This window comes from Flavobacterium sp. CLA17, from assembly GCF_013112255.2.
In the GTDB taxonomy this organism is placed as follows: Bacteria; Bacteroidota; Bacteroidia; order Flavobacteriales; family Flavobacteriaceae; genus Flavobacterium; species Flavobacterium circumlabens.
The window spans coordinates 2,002,803-2,020,970 of the sequence record NZ_CP068294.1 but is presented as its reverse complement, the minus strand read 5'-3'; the positions used below and the strand labels follow the sequence as shown (position 1 = coordinate 2,020,970).

General features: G+C 33.9%; 13 protein-coding genes. 8 read left to right on the top strand and 5 right to left on the bottom strand.

The window, feature by feature from the left end; genetic code table 11:
- Positions 1-526 precede the first annotated feature (526 nt).
- Positions 527-1,006, top strand: a complete 480-nt coding sequence (locus tag HAV12_RS08740) for a CAP domain-containing protein (RefSeq protein WP_171569306.1) — start codon at positions 527-529, stop codon at positions 1,004-1,006.
- 336 nt (positions 1,007-1,342) lie between these two features.
- A complete protein-coding gene (locus tag HAV12_RS08735; protein ID WP_171569305.1) occupies positions 1,343-2,101 on the top strand; it encodes a glycosyl hydrolase in 759 nt (252 codons plus the stop codon).
- Between the two features lie 130 nt (positions 2,102-2,231).
- Here the strand turns inward: HAV12_RS08735 and HAV12_RS23060 are convergent, their stop codons facing one another.
- The 3 genes from HAV12_RS23060 to HAV12_RS08720 all read right to left on the bottom strand — a co-directional run bounded on the left by HAV12_RS23060 (position 2,232) and on the right by HAV12_RS08720 (position 4,080).
- Positions 2,232-2,375, bottom strand: a complete 144-nt coding sequence (locus HAV12_RS23060) for a hypothetical protein (protein ID WP_370528496.1) — start codon at positions 2,373-2,375, stop codon at positions 2,232-2,234.
- Positions 2,372-2,734 carry a DDE-type integrase/transposase/recombinase gene (locus tag HAV12_RS23055; protein WP_197984779.1) on the bottom strand — a complete coding sequence of 121 codons (363 nt, stop codon included), beginning with the start codon at positions 2,732-2,734 and terminating at the stop codon, positions 2,372-2,374. Before HAV12_RS23055 ends, HAV12_RS23060 begins: the two co-directional genes overlap by 4 nt.
- Positions 2,735-3,102: 368 nt before the next feature.
- Positions 3,103-4,080 carry a fasciclin domain-containing protein gene (locus tag HAV12_RS08720; protein ID WP_171569304.1) on the bottom strand — a complete coding sequence of 326 codons (978 nt, stop codon included), beginning with the start codon at positions 4,078-4,080 and terminating at the stop codon, positions 3,103-3,105.
- 887 nt (positions 4,081-4,967) lie between these two features.
- On the opposite strand from HAV12_RS08720, the gene HAV12_RS08715 reads away from it, so the two are divergent.
- The 6 genes from HAV12_RS08715 to HAV12_RS08690 all read left to right on the top strand — a co-directional run bounded on the left by HAV12_RS08715 (position 4,968) and on the right by HAV12_RS08690 (position 13,267).
- Complete coding sequence (locus HAV12_RS08715; RefSeq protein ID WP_171569303.1) at positions 4,968-7,964, top strand: TonB-dependent receptor; 2,997 nt, start codon at positions 4,968-4,970, stop codon at positions 7,962-7,964.
- 10 nt (positions 7,965-7,974) lie between these two features.
- Complete coding sequence (locus HAV12_RS08710) at positions 7,975-9,324, top strand: RagB/SusD family nutrient uptake outer membrane protein (protein ID WP_171569302.1); 1,350 nt, start codon at positions 7,975-7,977, stop codon at positions 9,322-9,324.
- A 94-nt stretch (positions 9,325-9,418) separates the two neighbouring features.
- Positions 9,419-10,378, top strand: coding sequence for an isoaspartyl peptidase/L-asparaginase family protein (locus HAV12_RS08705; RefSeq protein ID WP_171569301.1), 960 nt, complete (start codon positions 9,419-9,421; stop codon positions 10,376-10,378).
- 4 nt (positions 10,379-10,382) lie between these two features.
- Complete coding sequence (locus HAV12_RS08700; protein WP_171569300.1) at positions 10,383-11,276, top strand: cyanophycinase; 894 nt, start codon at positions 10,383-10,385, stop codon at positions 11,274-11,276.
- A gap of 4 nt (positions 11,277-11,280) precedes the next feature.
- Positions 11,281-12,669, top strand: a complete 1,389-nt coding sequence (locus HAV12_RS08695) for a YfcC family protein (protein WP_171569299.1) — start codon at positions 11,281-11,283, stop codon at positions 12,667-12,669.
- 34 nt (positions 12,670-12,703) lie between these two features.
- On the top strand, positions 12,704-13,267 hold the full coding sequence (locus tag HAV12_RS08690) for an NAD(P)-binding domain-containing protein (RefSeq protein ID WP_171569298.1): 564 nt from the start codon (positions 12,704-12,706) through the stop codon (positions 13,265-13,267).
- 146 nt (positions 13,268-13,413) lie between these two features.
- On the opposite strand, the gene HAV12_RS08685 is transcribed toward HAV12_RS08690, so the two are convergent.
- Both HAV12_RS08685 and HAV12_RS08680 read right to left on the bottom strand, forming a co-directional pair.
- Positions 13,414-15,453: a GEVED domain-containing protein gene (locus tag HAV12_RS08685; RefSeq protein WP_171569297.1), complete on the bottom strand. Its 2,040-nt coding sequence runs from the start codon at positions 15,451-15,453 to the stop codon at positions 13,414-13,416.
- Between the two features lie 738 nt (positions 15,454-16,191).
- Positions 16,192-18,126: a family 43 glycosylhydrolase gene (locus HAV12_RS08680; RefSeq protein ID WP_171569296.1), complete on the bottom strand. Its 1,935-nt coding sequence runs from the start codon at positions 18,124-18,126 to the stop codon at positions 16,192-16,194.
- Between the last annotated feature and the right edge of the window lie 42 nt (positions 18,127-18,168).

The following is an 18,168-nucleotide window of genomic DNA, read 5'->3' as shown; positions in this document are numbered from 1 at the left end:
GTTATTTATTTTCAAATATATACTTTTTCAATTATAAATCACCATAAGGCCTTTTATTTAAGATGGGTTTTATTTTCAACTCTTGTTTTCCTGCACAGCTTACAAATATATCTCTGAGCTCCAGACTTTGTTTTTCCATATTTTATCATGTTTCTAATTTCACCAGCACATCTGCAACACCAAGTCTAGTTTGAACCCATTTTTTTCCATTTAAGACGTTATAAAACAAAAAAACAACCTCGAAGGTTGTTTTAATTTTTAGTGCTATAATACTATAAATAGTTGATTAACTGTAAATGTTAAATAGAATAATTGCCCCCCAACACATCTGATACATTACCCAATATTTTGATATCAAAAAGTAACTGCTATTTGTGTTAAATATCATAAAAAATATTTTATAATAGCAATAATCCAATTAGTCAATATAAAGTTCCTATAAATAAATTTTTAGAATACATTGAAATCTAATATGAATGAATTATAAATCAAATATCTTTATAGCTAAAAAAAATAATCGATTATTATGTCTACAAAGTGTTTTACTTATATTCTTTTGAATGCATTATTATTCATCTCGTGCAGTAGTGATAACGATACTCCAATTGATGACAAAGACGTCACCGATTCTGTTTTGATTGAAATAAATAAACTTAGAACAACGGGATGTAAATGTGGCGCCGATGAAATGCCCCCTGTACCTGCATTAGTAAGTAACTCTATATTGACTAAAACAGCTATCAATTATGCTCATGACATGAATGTACGTAATTTTTTCTCACATATATCCCCCGAAGGTACAAGTCCTATACAAAGAGCTGCTGCATTTTATTATACCGGTAAATATGTAGGCGAAGTTATTGCACGCAATTACAATACTCCTTTTGAAGTTGTAATGGGCTGGAAAAATAGCGAAGACCATTGCAAAGCTATAATGAGTAATACTTATTTAGAAATGGGTGCAGCAAAGTCAGGAAATATATGGGTTGCAAATTTAGGACAGTAAACCAATTTTCTTCTGTAAGTTGCTATACAACTGTATAACAACACATTGACAAACAATTTATCCTCGCTGCAAATAAGCAAAAAAAATAGAGTTATTCTTACTATTATGAGAATAACTCTATTTTATCTTTTGCAAATTATATTATTCTCAGTTTTTTACTTTATATATGGTCAATTAAACCATAACTAAAAAATATATTTGAATTTTAACGAATTATATTCTATTTTTTATAATTATAATTGAAAAATACATTGGTTTTTTAATAATTAACAAGATTAATATGCAATTATTAATACATTAGTACAACTAATTAATTAACCTTTAAAATTAAAATTTATGAAAAAATCAATTTTATTTGTAGTATTAAGTCTTGTGTTTATGAGTTGCGAAACAAGTGAACAAAACAATGAATCAGAAGTTAAAGCTGCATGGTCATCATCTGATCAGTATGCCAATTGGTCAAATGGAGGTTATACCATTTACAACAACATATGGGGTTTTGGGGCAGGAAGTCAATCCATTTGGGCAAATAATTATAGCAATTGGGGTATTTGGGCAAACCATCCTAATACAGCGGGTATCAAATCATACCCAAATTCATCCAAATATGTAGGTAAAGTATTGAATACAATCAATACGCTTAGTACTAGTTTTAACGCCACTACGCCTAGCGGAGGTGCTTGGGTATCAGCCTATGATCTTTGGGATAGCAATAAAGCTAATGAAATAATGCTGTGGTTGAATTATACAGGAAATTCAGATGGTTCGGGAAATGTAAAACCAATTTCTTATAATTATTCATCAACCGGTGCTTCTGTTCCGGTATACACAAACCAAAGTATTGGTGGTCACACGTGGAATGTATTCCGAGGAAACAAAGGATCAAATAATGTTTATTCGTTTTTACGCACAACAAAAACCAATAGCGGTACAATAGATGCAAAAGCAATCTATAATTGGGTAAAAAACAAGGGATGGTTTGGTAATGTTACTGTTGGAGACATACAATATGGATTTGAGATCTCATCCTGTTACGGTACAAACGGAAATGGGGTAAACTTTACTTGTAATAGTTATTCTGTAACTAGTAATTAGTCTTTTACAAGATGAAAAACTGGCTTCAATTTAAGAATTGAGCCAGTTTTTTATTTTAAAAGCAACCTTAAGTCCACTGGTTCTGTCGCATCTGTCAGAGTCAAATATAAGAATTTAAGTAATTTAAAAATTACCTCGCCAATTTACAGAATGATTTAAACATAGATATCCCTGGTCTAATCATCTGATTCTTTCTAAGCATATGCACAACTTCAATTCCGCTTAGAGTTCTCTTTGCAGATTCAAAACTTTTAAAGCCTAATCCGTTTTTTATACGCCACTTGATAAAACGATGGTCCTGTGCGACAACATTGTTAAGATATTTACATTGTTAAGATATTTACATTGCCGGATTTTAATCTTTGAGAACGAACGCTTGTTATATACTTTGATCGCTGCTGTATTAGAACCGCTTTTATCAATGTTTATTACTCGTGGTTTGTGGTTATTACTAATTGCTTTAATTAGAAAACACTGAACGCTCATTCTCTGTCTTTTTCTGGTCAAAAGAAAGTCAACCGTATTGCCTAATTTATCAACTGCCCTATATAAATAACACCAAATACATTTTACTTTTATATAGGTTTCATCCAATCTCCTGCTTGCCCCCACTTTGACCTTTTTCTTCTTCATCTCTGATTCAATGAAAGATGTAAATTTATAAACTCAGCGTTGGATCGTAGCATGATCCACAATCACTCCCCTTATCTTCCTTATTTCTTCAACATCTCGATAACTTAAAGTAAACATAAGCTTAAAATATACTGCCTGCAGAATAATAGACTTTGGATAACAATGACTCGATGGGTTTAAAATTATAAAGATAAAGTTATTCCCAAATGCGACAGAACCATTGAACCTCCAAAAATGATTTCTCCCTTTTTTCATCCCAATTGATGCTAAAAAGCGATTAAGAAAAATAAACTTTAACTTAATCGCTTTATTAAAAAAGATTCAAATTTTATTTTTTGATACCCGCTTGAAATACAGTTTTACTGTAATTAAAATTTAGGCAATAAAACTTTGTCAATTACATGAATTATTCCATTTGAACATTGCACATCTGTAGCAACAATATTACTAACTCTGCCGCTTGCATCTGTAATTTTTGCGCCGCCAGTCAGGCCAATGGTAAAGTTTTGTGCTGCAAAAGTACTTACAACCTGCCCGTTTGTTAAAGCTGATGATTGCACATTTGCCCCGGCAACAACATGGTATTTTAAAGTTGTTTCCAGAACATTTGCCGGAATAGCAGCAAGTCCTGAAAATCCAGTCTCAGTTAAAAAACTGGTAAAAGCCGCATTTGTAGGAGCAAAAACAGTAAAAGGTGAGCTGGCTGTTCCCGATAATATGCCTGCAAAACCCGATGCAGGATTATAGGTCAGGGCCGCTACCAGAGTTGTAAAATTCTTATTGGCAATGGCATGATTCACAATAGTAGGAAGTCCAATAACGCCGTCAACAATATGAATGACTCCGTTCGAGGCTTCAATGTCTGCAGTTGTTACTGTACCGCCCCCATTTGTTTTTCCACCATTAATATCAACAACTGTACCTTTTTCAATATACATACTGATTGTATTTGTCGCGGATGCGCCTCCCTTGGCTAAAGTTTTAACATAACCAGTTGTAATTTCAGTTGATTTGACTTTTGTACTTAAAACATGATTGAGTAATATTTCCTTTAAAGCCGCTACAGGAACTGCATCAAGATTAGCATAACCTTTAGCAGACAAAAAAGCACTAAAAGCCGTATTAGTAGGAGCAAAAACGGTATAAGAACCGGAGGAATTTAATGTGGCAGTGAGACCTGCTTTTTCCAAAGCAGCAACCAAAGAGCTAAGATTAGGATTTGCTTTAGCAATTGATGCGATTGTTTGAGGTTGTTGTGATGGGGTATCATCATCATTGTTACATGAAATACTAACTAAAGCAATTAAAGCTAAAAAAATAAGTAATTTAATTTTGATTGTTTTCATAAGATATTTTTTATAATTTATATCGCTAAGTTAATTAATTTTGTTTAACTAAATTTCAAAAAAATTAAACAAAATAAAATTTTAACTTTTTTTTACAATTTTCACACCTGACTAAATTTCAGTTACTTGTAAAAAAATAAAAGAAGATCATAATTAAATAAGGGGGGGGTAAAAGAATAAAAAATGAAGACAAAACAATAAATCAATAAGAGAATAAAATGTATAAAATAGTTGTTGATAATAAGCTTTTCATAATAATTAAAAAATGCAGAGTTATATTCTTCAATTATAGTCTGCACAGAATTTTCAAGCTTTTTAATTTCCTTAAGAGCTGATACAGAATGGCAGTCATCAAACGCCTGAATACAAATCACATGATTAAATATATCTTATCAAAAAACACAAACTAATCAATATAAATCAGACAATTAATCAAATAAGTGAAAATTATTTAAAAAAATAACATATATTTTTTTGCTGTTTCACTTTTTTTTATACTTTTATGATCTAATAATATCCTTTCTGGTTTTGAAAAGAAAAAACAAAATAATAGCGACAAAATCTCTTTCCTTAAGAGGCCTTCAGCCAATCTTTAATTGCTGAAGATAAAATTCTAAACAGAAACTCACTACTTTGAGTTTTTAGTTACAGAATCGAATTCGTATTATTTTATTTCTTACCAAAAAAACTATGAACCTAACCAATCTATCGCTGTACATAATTGATTGTAAATCTTTTTATCTAAAAGGTCTGCAACCAATTTTTAATTGTTAAACTACATTTATAATCGTTAATAAATTTCATTAGTATCAATACTTCCCCTATTTCATTTGGGTTAGTAAAGTATACTTATTTATCTCTTGTATAAAAATTTAAACCTTTATAAAATGAAATTCAATAGCAGTATAACATTGTTTTTAGTACTCTTTTGTTGTATATCGACATACGCCCAAAAAACCATTACCGGAACTGTTTTAGAAAAAGAATCTAATCAACCGATGGTTGGGGTAAATATAATTGCAACCAATTCTAATAATAGCACCGTAACTGATTTTGACGGGAAATTTAAATTAGAAATCCCGGCCAACAGCACAACAATTGAGGCCTCCTATGTAGGTCTTAAAACCGTAAAAATTCCTTTAACAAACAATAGCAATTATACAGTCTACCTAAAACAGGGGCAGGACCTGGATGAAGTAGTAATTATTGGGTATGGAACACAAGCTAAAAAAGATGTAAGTTCCAGTATTCAAACTATAAAAACAAAAGATTTACCTCAATCAACATCCTCGAGTTTTGAAAATGCCCTGCAAGGTCAAACACCCGGCGTAAATATCAGTTCTTCATCAGCCACACCCGGTAGTGCTATAAATATCAACATTCGAGGAATCTCCTCTATTTCTGCGAGTAGTCAGCCCTTGTTTATTATTGATGGAGTTCCACTGGTTTCCAGAAATAATTCTTCACTGAACGCAAATATTCAACCGGTAAATCCACTGGCAGATATTAACCCAAGCGATATTGAGTCTTTAACTATTTTGAAAGATGCGGCTGCGGCAGCCATATACGGATCAAGAGGAGCAAATGGTGTCATATTAATTACTACAAAAAGAGGGAAATTAGGAAAAAGTACCTTTGACGTAAATTATTATACGGCACTCTCTGAAATTACAAACTATCCTAAAATGGCAAGTAGTGAGAATTTTAAAAGCTTCTTTAATACGGCCGCAGAATTTGATGGTCTTGGAAAAGACTACTTTGACTGGATTGATACTTCAAAAGGCATAAATACAAATATTTTTGAAGAAATTTTCAGAGTGGGCATCACGCAAAATCTTGATATTAGCTTAAAAGGCGGTTCTGAAAAAACTAAATTTTTTGTAAGCGGAAATTATTATAACCAGGAAGGAATTCAAATTGGACAAGGATTCAAAAGGCTTAGTACCCGGGTAAATCTTGATCACGAAATCAACGATGCTTTCAAGATCGGAACCACGTTTTTTGTCAATCGCAGTAATCATCAGAGAACAATTGGAGAGAATGACGAATATGGTGTCGTAATCAATGCCCAAGGCTGGGATCCTACTGCACCAATATATCAGGAAAATGGAGATTACACCAATCCCTTCAAATATAATACCTGGTGGCCGCTTGAGAATCCTGCATTAATTGCCAACGAATATAAAAATACCTCTCAATCTACACGTTTGCAAGGTTCTAATTTTGTGGAGTGGAAAATAATTCCGGATTTAAAATTTAAAACAGCCCTATCACTAGAATATTCCAATTTTGTAGAAGACTCTTTTGTGCCGCCGGGAACCAATAAATCTAAAACCGGTGAAGCTATCTATGCAACCTATGAAGAAACCAGCTGGCAGATGGAAAACACCTTAAATTACACTAAAAAATTTGGAGAAAAACATGATTTTGGAGCCATTCTTGGCTGGACATTACAAGAAACAAAAGCTAAATATTCTGATCAGTCCGGGGTTGGTTTCGCCACTAACAATTCTTCCAGTATTTCTGCTGCAAGTACGATAATTGCAAGTTCATCAGGAAAAAACCAATATGGTCTGCAATCCTTTTTTGGACGTGCAAACTATGTTTACAATGACAAATATATTGCATCTTTTACTTTAAGAGCAGACGGATCATCCCGTTTTGGAGAAAATAATCAGTATGGTTACTTCCCTTCCGGATCATTGGCATGGAGAGTAAACAAGGAAGGTTTCTTTAAAATTAATGCAATATCCGACTTCAAAATCAGAACTAGCTACGGAGTTACAGGCAATCAGGAAATAAGTTCAAACCGGACAGGTACTTATACTTTGAATGCTAATTATAATGGTACACCGGGAATCGCACCAAATCGTTTAGAAAACCCTGATTTAGGCTGGGAAAAAACAAAACAATTTAATATAGGTCTGGATTTGGGCTTATTTAAAAACCGAATTAATCTGACCGTTGATTATTTTAATAAGCAAACAGATGATCTCTTGTTACAATCTAAAGTATCGGGACTTACAGGATTTGGAAACGTATTTCAAAACATTGGTGCCATAGAGAACAAAGGTTTTGAATTTAGTTTAAATGCAAGCATTATTAATGGCGAGAATTTTAAATGGAACAGCGGATTCAATCTTTCACTACTGGATAATAAAATTACAAGTCTGTTAAATGATGGAGAAATTATGGGGCGTAATCATATTTTAAAAGAAGGTCAAGCAACAAGCACTTTGTATTTAATTAAATTTTTAGGTGTTAATCCTCAAAACGGTGATGCCATATTTGATGACATAAACAAAGACGGAATCATCAACTTTGATGACAGACAAATTGTTGGAGGAGCCGTACCAACTTATTTCGGTGGATGGACAAATAATGTTACCTATAAAAATTTTACTTTGACTGCTAATTTTCAGTTTTCCGGCGGCAACAAAATTTTTAACCAAAGCAGACACGTGTATGAAAATTTTGGTTTAACCAAAAGCGATATTCCATATGCCAATATCAGCCAAAGAGTATATGACAATTACTGGAGAGAGCCGGGACAAATTACAGATGTACCAAGACCATCGACAGGATCGACGCAAATGCAGCGATTTAGTACTCAATTCCTGGAAGATGGCGATTATGTTCGTCTGAAAACCTTAAGTCTTGCTTACAAATTGCCTGCTACCTTTATAAAAACAATTGGTCTAAACAATTTATCATTGTACGTACAGGCTCAAAATTTATTTACAATTACAGATTATTTAGGATTTGATCCGGAAATTTCTACCAATACGGCAAGCCAGGAAGACCTTAATATTTTACAAGGTGAAGATTTTGGAACCCTTGGCCAGGCCCGTACTTTCACAATAGGATTAAACACAACATTTTAAAATCTAAATCATGAAAAAAATATATATTCCATTTTTGCTATGTGGTTTACTCCTCATTTCTGCAACAAGTTGTGATGATGTACTTGAAACCAAACTAGATGATGAAATTCGCTCCGAACAAGCCATAACAGATTTAATTTCTCTAAAATCTGCAGTAGTTGGCCTCTATGACAAGATGCAAAGCGGTACTTATTATGGCGGCGAATTTATTCTGGCCCAGGAATTAACCGGAGGTATTGCCGATGCCACAGGTTTTCAGGAACGTTTTTCCCAATTAGACAAAGCAATTGTACCTACTTCTAATACCTATATTCAAAATAATTGGGTAGATGTTTATGCCTTGGTAAATGCAAGTAATTTGATTCTGAACAAGATGGAAGAACTAAATCTTGTGGATAATGATTCAAAAGGAAACGCTTTATTTTTCAGAGCTTTAGGACATTTTGATGCCTTGAGGCAATTTGGAGAATTTACAAAACCCAATTCAAAATTTGGCATTCCGGTTTCCACGCAATTTCTTGATGCTAAAACCGCATTGTTACTGCCGCGATCATCCGTTGCAGCTTCGTATCAGCAAATTATTAACGATCTTACGCTGGCACAAACTTTATTAAAAAATAATGCCAATAGATTTTTAGTTTCCAAAACAGCTGTTGAGGCTTTGCTGGCAAGAGTATATCTGTACAAAGGAGATTATGACAATGCTATTCTGTATGCGACAAAAGTAATTTCTAATAGCAGCTATCAATTAAATACCAGATACAATGATATTTATGATACAGAAGGGTCAGGTGAAGCTATTTTTGAATTGCAATTTCTAGGAATTGACGGTAACAGTTTAACTGAATTTTTATCGATATCACCACCAGAAGTTTCTGCAAATTTTAACAGTTATTTCAAGCCTATGAGTATGGATAATGACCCAAGAGCTAATCTTTATTATAATTCCGGCAAAGTAGTTTTTGTTGAAAAATACGGATCGCGCGATAGCGAAATTGATGCCAATGCCATTATTATCAAACTTTCTGAAATATATCTTATCAGAGCCGAAGCACTGGCAAGAAAAAATCAGACAGATCTGACGACTGCTTTAATTGATTTAAATGTAGTTAGAGCCAGAGCGTTACCGGCAAAACCTATCCTTCTGACTGACGTTCCTGATTTTGATTCGTTTGTTACTATTCTTTTAAGCGAAAGAGCGAGAGAATTAGGTTTTGAAGGGCATCGCTGGTTTGATGTTGTACGACTAAACAAAGCGCAAACCATTTTAGGTATTGATACGTTTAGAAATGTTTATCCTATACCCCAAAACGAAATAACGGTATCGAAGGGAATGATAGAACAAAATCCCGGATATTAAAATACACAAAACTGAGGCTACCGATCTGACCTCTATTATTCACAATACTTAAATCGGTAGTCTCTATTTTATCTTACTATTTTAAAATATAAAAATGACAAAACAAACACCATACGCCCTTTGTATACATGGAGGTGCAGGAGTAATAACAAAAGAAAACTTGTCCGAATCAGAAAAAAAGTTAATTCTAAATGACTTAAAAAATAGCATTGACCAGGGAGAAGCTGTTCTTAAAAAAGGAGGAACTGCGATTGAAGCAGTTTGTGCTGCTGTTGTAGCCCTGGAAAATAGCATTCACTTTAATGCCGGGAAAGGAGCTGTTTATTCCAGATCTGGAAAACATTTATTAGAAGCATCTATAATGGACGGCCAGACGCTCCAAGCAGGAGCTGTAGCCAATAGTTCAAAAATTAAAAACCCTGTATTATTTGCCAAAACATTACTGCTTAACAAAGACATTGTAATGATCTCCGGAGCAGCAGCCGACCAATTAGCCCGGGAAACAGGACATGAAATGGTCGAAAATAATTATTTTGATACTGTTTTCAGAAAAGAACAACTTGAAGAAGCAAAAAAAATATCTGAAACCTCAACATTCTTAGACCATACCAATTTAAAGATGGGCACCGTTGGTGCTGTAGCCATAGATCAGTATGGTAATATTGCTGCTGCAACTTCTACAGGAGGAATGACCAATAAACTAGACGGTCGTATAGGCGATTCCGCTATAATTGGAAGTGGAACCTATGCAAAAAATCAAACTTGCGGTATTTCCTGTACCGGTGTAGGAGAATTTTTTATTAGAGGAACTGTGGCTTCAAGGGTCTCTAATATGATGGAATTCGGAAACATGACTTTGGACGAAGCTGCTACTTTTACCATAAAAGAGCATCTGACAGGTCTTGGAGGAGATGGCGGACTCATAGCAATCGATAAAGAGGGTAATATTAACTTTTCATATAATTCTCAAGGAATGTACAGAGGTTATGTGAGTCAGAAAAATAAGGAGAAGAAAGTTTTTATTTGGGATCAGGAAGAAGAATTTAATCTTTAAAAAAATGAAAACTGCAAAATTCTTATTGGTCCTGCTCACTCTGATTGGTCTTTCATGCAAATCAGCTCAGAAAAGTTATGCGACCCAAAACAATTTCAAAAAAGAAAAAAACATAAGAAATACTTCCAAAGGAAAATTATTTATAATTGGGGGTGGAAAAAAATCTAAATTGCTATTACAGGAACTAATAAATGTTAGTGGATTAAAAGAAGATAATTTTATCGCACTACTGCCCATGGCGAGCGAAGAGCCCGATTCTGCCGCATATTACGCTAAAAAAGAATTCGTTGCAATTGGCATAAATCCTGACAAAATAAAATCATTTAATTTTAAAAAAGAATTACAAAGTAAACCTCAAATTGACTCTTTAAAAAAAGCAACATTAATTTACATTACCGGAGGTGATCAAAATTTATTTATGGATAAGGTTCTGCATACTTCAGCTTATAATGCGATACATGAAGCGTATAAAAACGGAGCTACAATTGCCGGAACAAGTGCGGGCGCAGCCGTAATGAGCCATAAAATGATAACCGGAATTGAGCATAAACACCCCAGGTATACGGGAGAATTCAAGACTATTGAAGCTGGAAATTTTGAGATCAAAGAGGGCCTTGGATTACTCCCGTCTGCAATTATAGACCAACATTTCATCTATCGTATGAGAATGAATAGATTATTGGCTGTTGCGCTCGAAAATCCGGATAAAAAAGCCATTGGTATTGATGAATCAACTGCTATAATTGTTCAGGGTGATTCTGCAATGGTAACCGGTCTGTCACAAGTTATTCTTTTAGAAAATCTGAATAAAGAAAGTATTAAAACAAGAAATGGACTTCTTGGTGGTAAAAACATTAATGTAAATATTCTTCTTCCGGGAGATAAATTTAAACTTTAAAAAAATGAAACTATTCAAAAAATTTCCGGATACACTGACCATAATTTTGGTTATCACAGTGATTTTTATTGCACTAACCTGGATTATTCCCGCTGGTCAATTTGAAAGAGAAACTGTCAATAACACTGAAAAAATAATTGCGGGATCTTACAAAAGTGTTGCACAGCAGCCACAAGGCATACAAGCATTTTTATCCGCTCCTATAAAGGGATTTGTTTCAGCCTCTTTAATCATCGCATTTGTATTTTTAGTGGGGGGCGCATTTGGAATAATAAATGGTACCGGAGCTATTAATGCCGGACTTTTTAATATCATCAAATTCAGCGAAAATCATCCTAAATATAAAGTTTTTATTGTTCCTGCTATTATTACTTTATTCTCATTTGCCGGTGCCACATTCGGGATGAGTGAGGAAATATTAATTTTTATTTTAATTACTGTTCCAATGGCCAAAGCAATGGGCTATGATGCTATAGTAGGAACAGCAATTCCAATAGTAGGCACAGGAGTAGGATTCGGAGGTGCGTTCAGTAATCCTTTTACCATTGGAGTGGCTCAGGGAATTGCACAAATACCTATTTTTAGCGGCATGGAATACAGATTATTTGTATGGTTTACGCTAACTGCGATAGCGTGTTTTGTGATTACCCGGTACGCTGTTAAAATTGAAAAAAATCCGGAAAAAAGCTTGTTATATGGAACCCTATCAGAGGATACCAATTCAATGGTAAAAATGGATCATATGGAATTAACCATTCGAAGAAAGCTCATCTTGTTGTCGCTTTTTTTCTCTATAATCATTTTGATTTATGGAGTAAGTGCTTATTTCTGGTATATTACTGAAATTTGTGGATTATTCTTTGCCCTTGGCTTAACGGCTGCGATAATTTATCAATTACCTATTTCCAAAGCTATCGATGATTTTACCGAAGGTGCCAAAGAAATGATGCCTGCTGCATTGGTTATTGGCTTAGCCAAAGGACTTTTGATTATTACCCAGGAAGGTAAGATTATTGACACCATTTTAAACTCTATTGTGGCAATAACGGAGGGTACTCCTAAAGTTATTTCTGTGGAATTTATGATGTTTTTTCAATCTTTACTAAACTTTTTCATTCCATCAGGTTCAGGACAAGCTGCATTGACAATGCCAATCTTAATTCCAATAAGTGATATTTTAGGAATCAGCAGACAGATTACAGTTTTGGCATTTCAACTCGGAGATGGCTTAACCAATATTATTCTCCCTACTAGTGGTGTAACAATGGGCGCCCTTACTATAGCTAAAATACCCTATAATACATGGTTTAAGTGGTGCCGGAATTTATTGCTTTTTTTGGTAATCACATCTATGCTTTTGCTGCTGCCACCACTATTATTGTTTGAATGGTAATTTAACTGTCTAAAATTAAACAGATATTAAAAAAATGAAAATAGGAATTATTGGTATTGGAATTATAAATATGGAATACGCCCATAGAGCTGCGAAATTAGGCTACGAAGTATTAATCAGCCATACAAAGGAAACGAACTGTTGGAAAGAAGTAATTGAAAATATGGGCGCTAATGTAAAATTAGTTGATATATACGACGCGGCGATAGCAGAAATTATTCTATTATCTGTCGATTGGGAAGATTTGGAATCATCAATATCCCATTTACCTGATATGTCAAAAAAACTGATATTACATACTAATAATCCTATTTTTAATTTTGAATGTTCAACTTCTTCTCTACCCATTATAATAGAGAAATCTTCTGCTGAAAAAATCGCTTCGCTCCTACCAGATGCACATGTGGTAAAAATCTTTAATAAATTACAACCTTCAACTATATATGGAAAAAACAAAGAAAAAAATTATGGCGAAACTGATTTTTTTTATATGGTAAAGGATCAAAATGTACAAAATAAGGTGATTTCTTTTTTGAGTGCTTTAGATTTTTCAAGCCTTGCGCTAACAACGGTAATCAAAATTGATTCCCGGAATTAACACAAATGCAGAGAAATCAGTAAATAGGTAATATTAGGAAGCATATTCATCTGAAAAATAGCCTCCTAATATAAACATAGCTATTTCTGGCACAAATAAAAAGGACGAAATCTATTGATCCCATTACCTGCAAATACTTTAAAAAATTATTTTGATATGATAAATTTAGAGCGTTTTATGACTTCTTGCCCCCTTCGGATATAAAGCAGGTATTGACCCGCCTTTAAATCTGAAACGTTTACCTCTACGCTATTTTGCCCCAGGTTTGCAATGATTGTTTTTACAAGCGAAGCATTCATATCATAAATAGAAACCTGAATATCCTCTTTTTCTGCCAATGCAAAATCAATTTTAAAGATATCTACGGCCGGATTTGGGTAAACAACAATTGCAGTATTAGTCTCTTCCCTATTTTTACTTTCCATAAATTTTGCAGTTCCGCCTGAAACATTCAATGTATAATCTTCTGTTTCTCCATAATTATATGTGCCGCAAGAAGATGTAATCGAGTTATAACTTATTATGATTCGCATTCTTATACTACCAACAGCCGCTGATGATGGTATAGTGATCTGAGGTGTGAGAGTCTGGCTGCTAAAAACAGCATATACCTCTTCTCCTGAATCTGTAAAAAGACCATTATTATTTAAATCTATAAATACTTTCCAATATAATTTTCTCGTTGCGCTAAATCCAGGCGTTAATGTCAAAGTCGTCGCTGTTCCTTTAGAGATATTAGCAACTTGTGAAGAAAAATCAGCATAGCCTCCATTTGAATTACTTAAATTACTAATACTGCCAATGTCCACTTTTTTGATCCATTCCCTACTGGCATCACTGCCTTTAGAAAAACAATAGGTCACTGTACCGCCCCCACCAGAAGTTGTGGTAAAATTTAGCGATGCCGCAGTAGAAGAACCACTAGTACAATTACCATAAACTTCAACATTATAACCAGTATTAGCATTTAAACTTGTCAGATTAACAGAAGTCGTTGTTGTCGCGCTAAGTGTTGTCCAGGTCGAGGAACTGTTTGCTTTATATTTTACAGTATAATTTGTTGCTGAACCGGCCCAATTAAGGATTGCAGAATTAGTTGTTATGCTGCCAGCCGTTAAGTTTGCAGGTGCAGGACAGCCAGATGGTGCAGTACCTAATGTTTCTGTCAAAGTTCCATTAATTACTTTAATCACACCATAACTTGCTTTAGAACCTGAAACTGTCGTCCAGTCGTTTAAATTTAGTGTAGTTGACCCTGTATTATCTCCTTCAATTTTGATGATTTTTACCCCTTTTCCGCTATTGTTCCAGGTTAAAGCAGAGCCTGAAGTTACCGTTTCTGGTGTGGAACTGGTATCAAACTGATAAAAATAAGCATAGTTTGCGCTTGCAGGAGCAAAAACCTTAGCCATACCATTCTGGTCAATACAAACTGCCGTTTTTTCGTAAACTCCAATTCCCTTAGCATTCAATCCGGCACCTAAATCTTTCCACATTCTGGCAATAAAAGCGGTTTGCCTTCCTCTCCGATCCGGATTATTATAATGTGTATCAGTGATTACATTAGCTAATATTGGATTGTTTAGAAAATCATTTACTCCGATGGTCATGTCTGAATTATATGGATTGGCCAGGGACTGTGCTGAGGTTACACTTGAATTTGCAGCGCTATAATAATATTTACCCTGAATAGCGCATCCGGCGCTAGTTCCTCCAACAGGTACCTTCTTTGTATTTATAAGATAATTTATAGCGTCTTCTACCGGAGTATCTTTCCAATAGGAGACATAAGTGGCCTGATCCCCGCCTGCAATAAATAAAGCTTCAGCATTTCTAATTTTTGTTGCAATTTCTGCAATACCAGCCTTTGACCTGCTATCTATTAGAATTGTTTCTACAGAGTTTACCGTTCCCAATCCATAGATATAATCATTGTAACCTGCTGTGCCAGTAGATCTGATAACAACAAAATCTCCACCACCTGATTTTTGTATCATCCATTTTATTGCATCATCATTATCTGTGCCGCCTCCCATTAAACATGTACCGCCTGTTGTAGTGGCATTAACATCCGAAGTGCTTCCGGTTATCCAGCTTGTGTAAGTTTGTGAATATGTAAAATTTATTGCTAATAGGAACAATAAAATTGTCAAACGATTTATATTGATATTGTAAATGTTTTTCATAATATGTTTTTTGTTTAATGTTAAAATTTATACACTAACAATAGTCCTAAAATCGCAAATCAAACTTTTGTAAAAATGCTTAAACCATATTACAATAGTCATCGCACAATTTTAAATGCTATTGAAAATTATATTTCAATCTTTTAAAATTTAATAAAATGGAATATTACTTCAATACCATTTCTAAAGCAGAAATTAAATATTGAAATCTGTAATCTATGAAGAAAGCTATTTTCAGCAATTGAATATTGGCTGCAATCCTTTTAAATAAAGTGATTTGCAATCAATATCAAGGAGTATTAAGTTATTAGAGCTCATTTATCAGGGTTGAGAAAATTAAAAATAAAATAACTAAATGGTAAATGGGAAGCTTTTAGAAAAGCAACGTTTCGTACCAATTTTCATCAACAATTGAAGATAGGCTGAAGACCTCTTAAAGTAAGAGATTTAGTTTTTAAAATTTTATTTATTTTCCTAGAAATCAAATCAGTAGCTTTTATTTCATCAAAAATATAAAAAAAAATGATTCAACAAAATAAAATTCACAATTTTACTAAATTTAATTCACTGATTTTGCTTTTTAGATGAATTAAATTCACTTAAAATCAAATTTTGCTGAATAAATAAAAACATATTGTTAGTTTATAAAAGACGAAGCTATTTTTAAAAAAATATAAAACTGTATTTTTGCTTATCAAACGTATTGATTAATCGCGACTAGTCTATAAGACAAAAAATTTACTTTAAACTTCCAACTCCTTCATGAGTAGGAATTACTTGTTTTATTGTTCCCTCTGGGTTAAATTCTAATTTATCGATACAGACTTCACGATGAAATCCGCCGGCATCTCCCATTTTTATTCCTGTTGGATATGAAAATCGATGATAAACAATGTACCATTCGTCTTTATTTGGAATTTGCAAAACCGAATTATGTCCGGTTGCATAAATTCCTTCATTTGGAATTCCTTGTATAACAATATTGTTTTCAGGAATTTCTATTGGCCCTAAAGGCGATTTCGAAATTCCGTATCTTACTTTATAATTTGGGCTTCTGGTATCGTCTTCACTCCACAAGAAATAATACTGTCCGTTTCTATAGATAACATACGTTCCTTCTCTATATGTATTATCTACCTTAATGACTTTTGTCGTTCCTTCTTTAAGTGAAATCATATCGGCATTTAATTCGGCTACAGCCATATAACCATTGCCCCAATACAAATAACTTTTACCGGTTTTAGGATCTGTAAAAACATCCGGATCGATTTCCTGACCGCCTTTTATGCCATCAGGTCTTGTGTTTACCAAAGCTTTTCCGCTGTCTTTAAAAGGTCCTGTAGGATTATCAGATGATGCTACTCCTACTTTTTGAGCCGCTGTAAAATAATAAAAATACTTGTACTTTCCTTTTATTTTTTTCTCGACAATACAAGGCGCCCAGGCATTTCTATTGGCCCAGCTTACATCTTTTCTAAGATCTACAATAATTCCTTCGTCTTTCCAGTCGGTTAAATTATCTGATGAAAAGGTTTTAAAATAGTTTCCTGACCAACCATCAAACCCATCGCTTGTTGGATAGATGTAATATTTCTTGGTTTTATTTGAATATAAAATTTCAGGATCAGCGTAATAACCTTCCAAAACTGGATTATTATTTATTTTTGGCAATTTCTCCGGCATTCCCCATTTCACAATAAGCCTTTTCAATTCAGAACGCGTTATCGGTAAGATAGTTCCGTGACGCGGATTAAAATCCATTGAAATCTCGTTATCAATAACTGTGAAATGCTCCAGGTCTTTAGTTTTCGTAAACTGATATTTTCCTTTGGTATACACATCGTACATTAGGATATAATCATCAGAGTTATTGAGTTTAAAAACGCTTGAACCTTCAACCCCATCATTGGTTTGTTGTAGATAATTGTCGTTTTCTGTCCATTTTCCTGAAGTTAGATCTGTTGTTGTGGCCACTTTTATTCCTGCTTTCTCCGTTTCGGTTTTATAAAAAAGATGATAAACGCCATCTTTCTCAATAATATCTCCATCAATACAAGCTCTTTCAGATTTTGGAACAAATAACAATTTTGGAGCACTTTCTAAAGCGGTGAAATCTTTATTGGCATAAGCATAATAAATTTTATCGGGTCCGCCGGCATATTGCAAACTGAAATAAACCAGATATTTTCCTGCTTTCGCATCGTAAATAGTTTGTGGCGCCCAAACCCGTTTCAGGTTTTCATTTTCAGGAAAAGCAGTCTGAATATTAACGACGCTACTCTTCCATTTTACAAGATCTGTGCTTGTAAGCAAAATCATCGCACGATTACTGTCCCAGCCTTTTGATGAAATCATATCGGTCAAAACCATATAAAATGTTTTGCCATCTTCTCCACGTAAAATATGCGGATCACGAACGCCTCCGGTTGAACTGATCGTTTTACTGTCGATAACCGGTTTATTATTATTTAAATGATAATAATGATAACCATCGGCACTTACAGCGTATCTTACTGCTTCTTCTTCAACCGAATTTCCGGTGAAATACACAAACAAATAAGCCGTTAAATCTTTCTCCGCAATAACACGCGGAGTTCCTTTTGTAGTATTCTGTGCTTGTAAGAAATTAAAAATCATTAAAAATAATACAAGACTAAAATGTGTTTTTTTCATTATCTATTCTGTTTATTATGGTTTTCATCTTTCAAAATATAA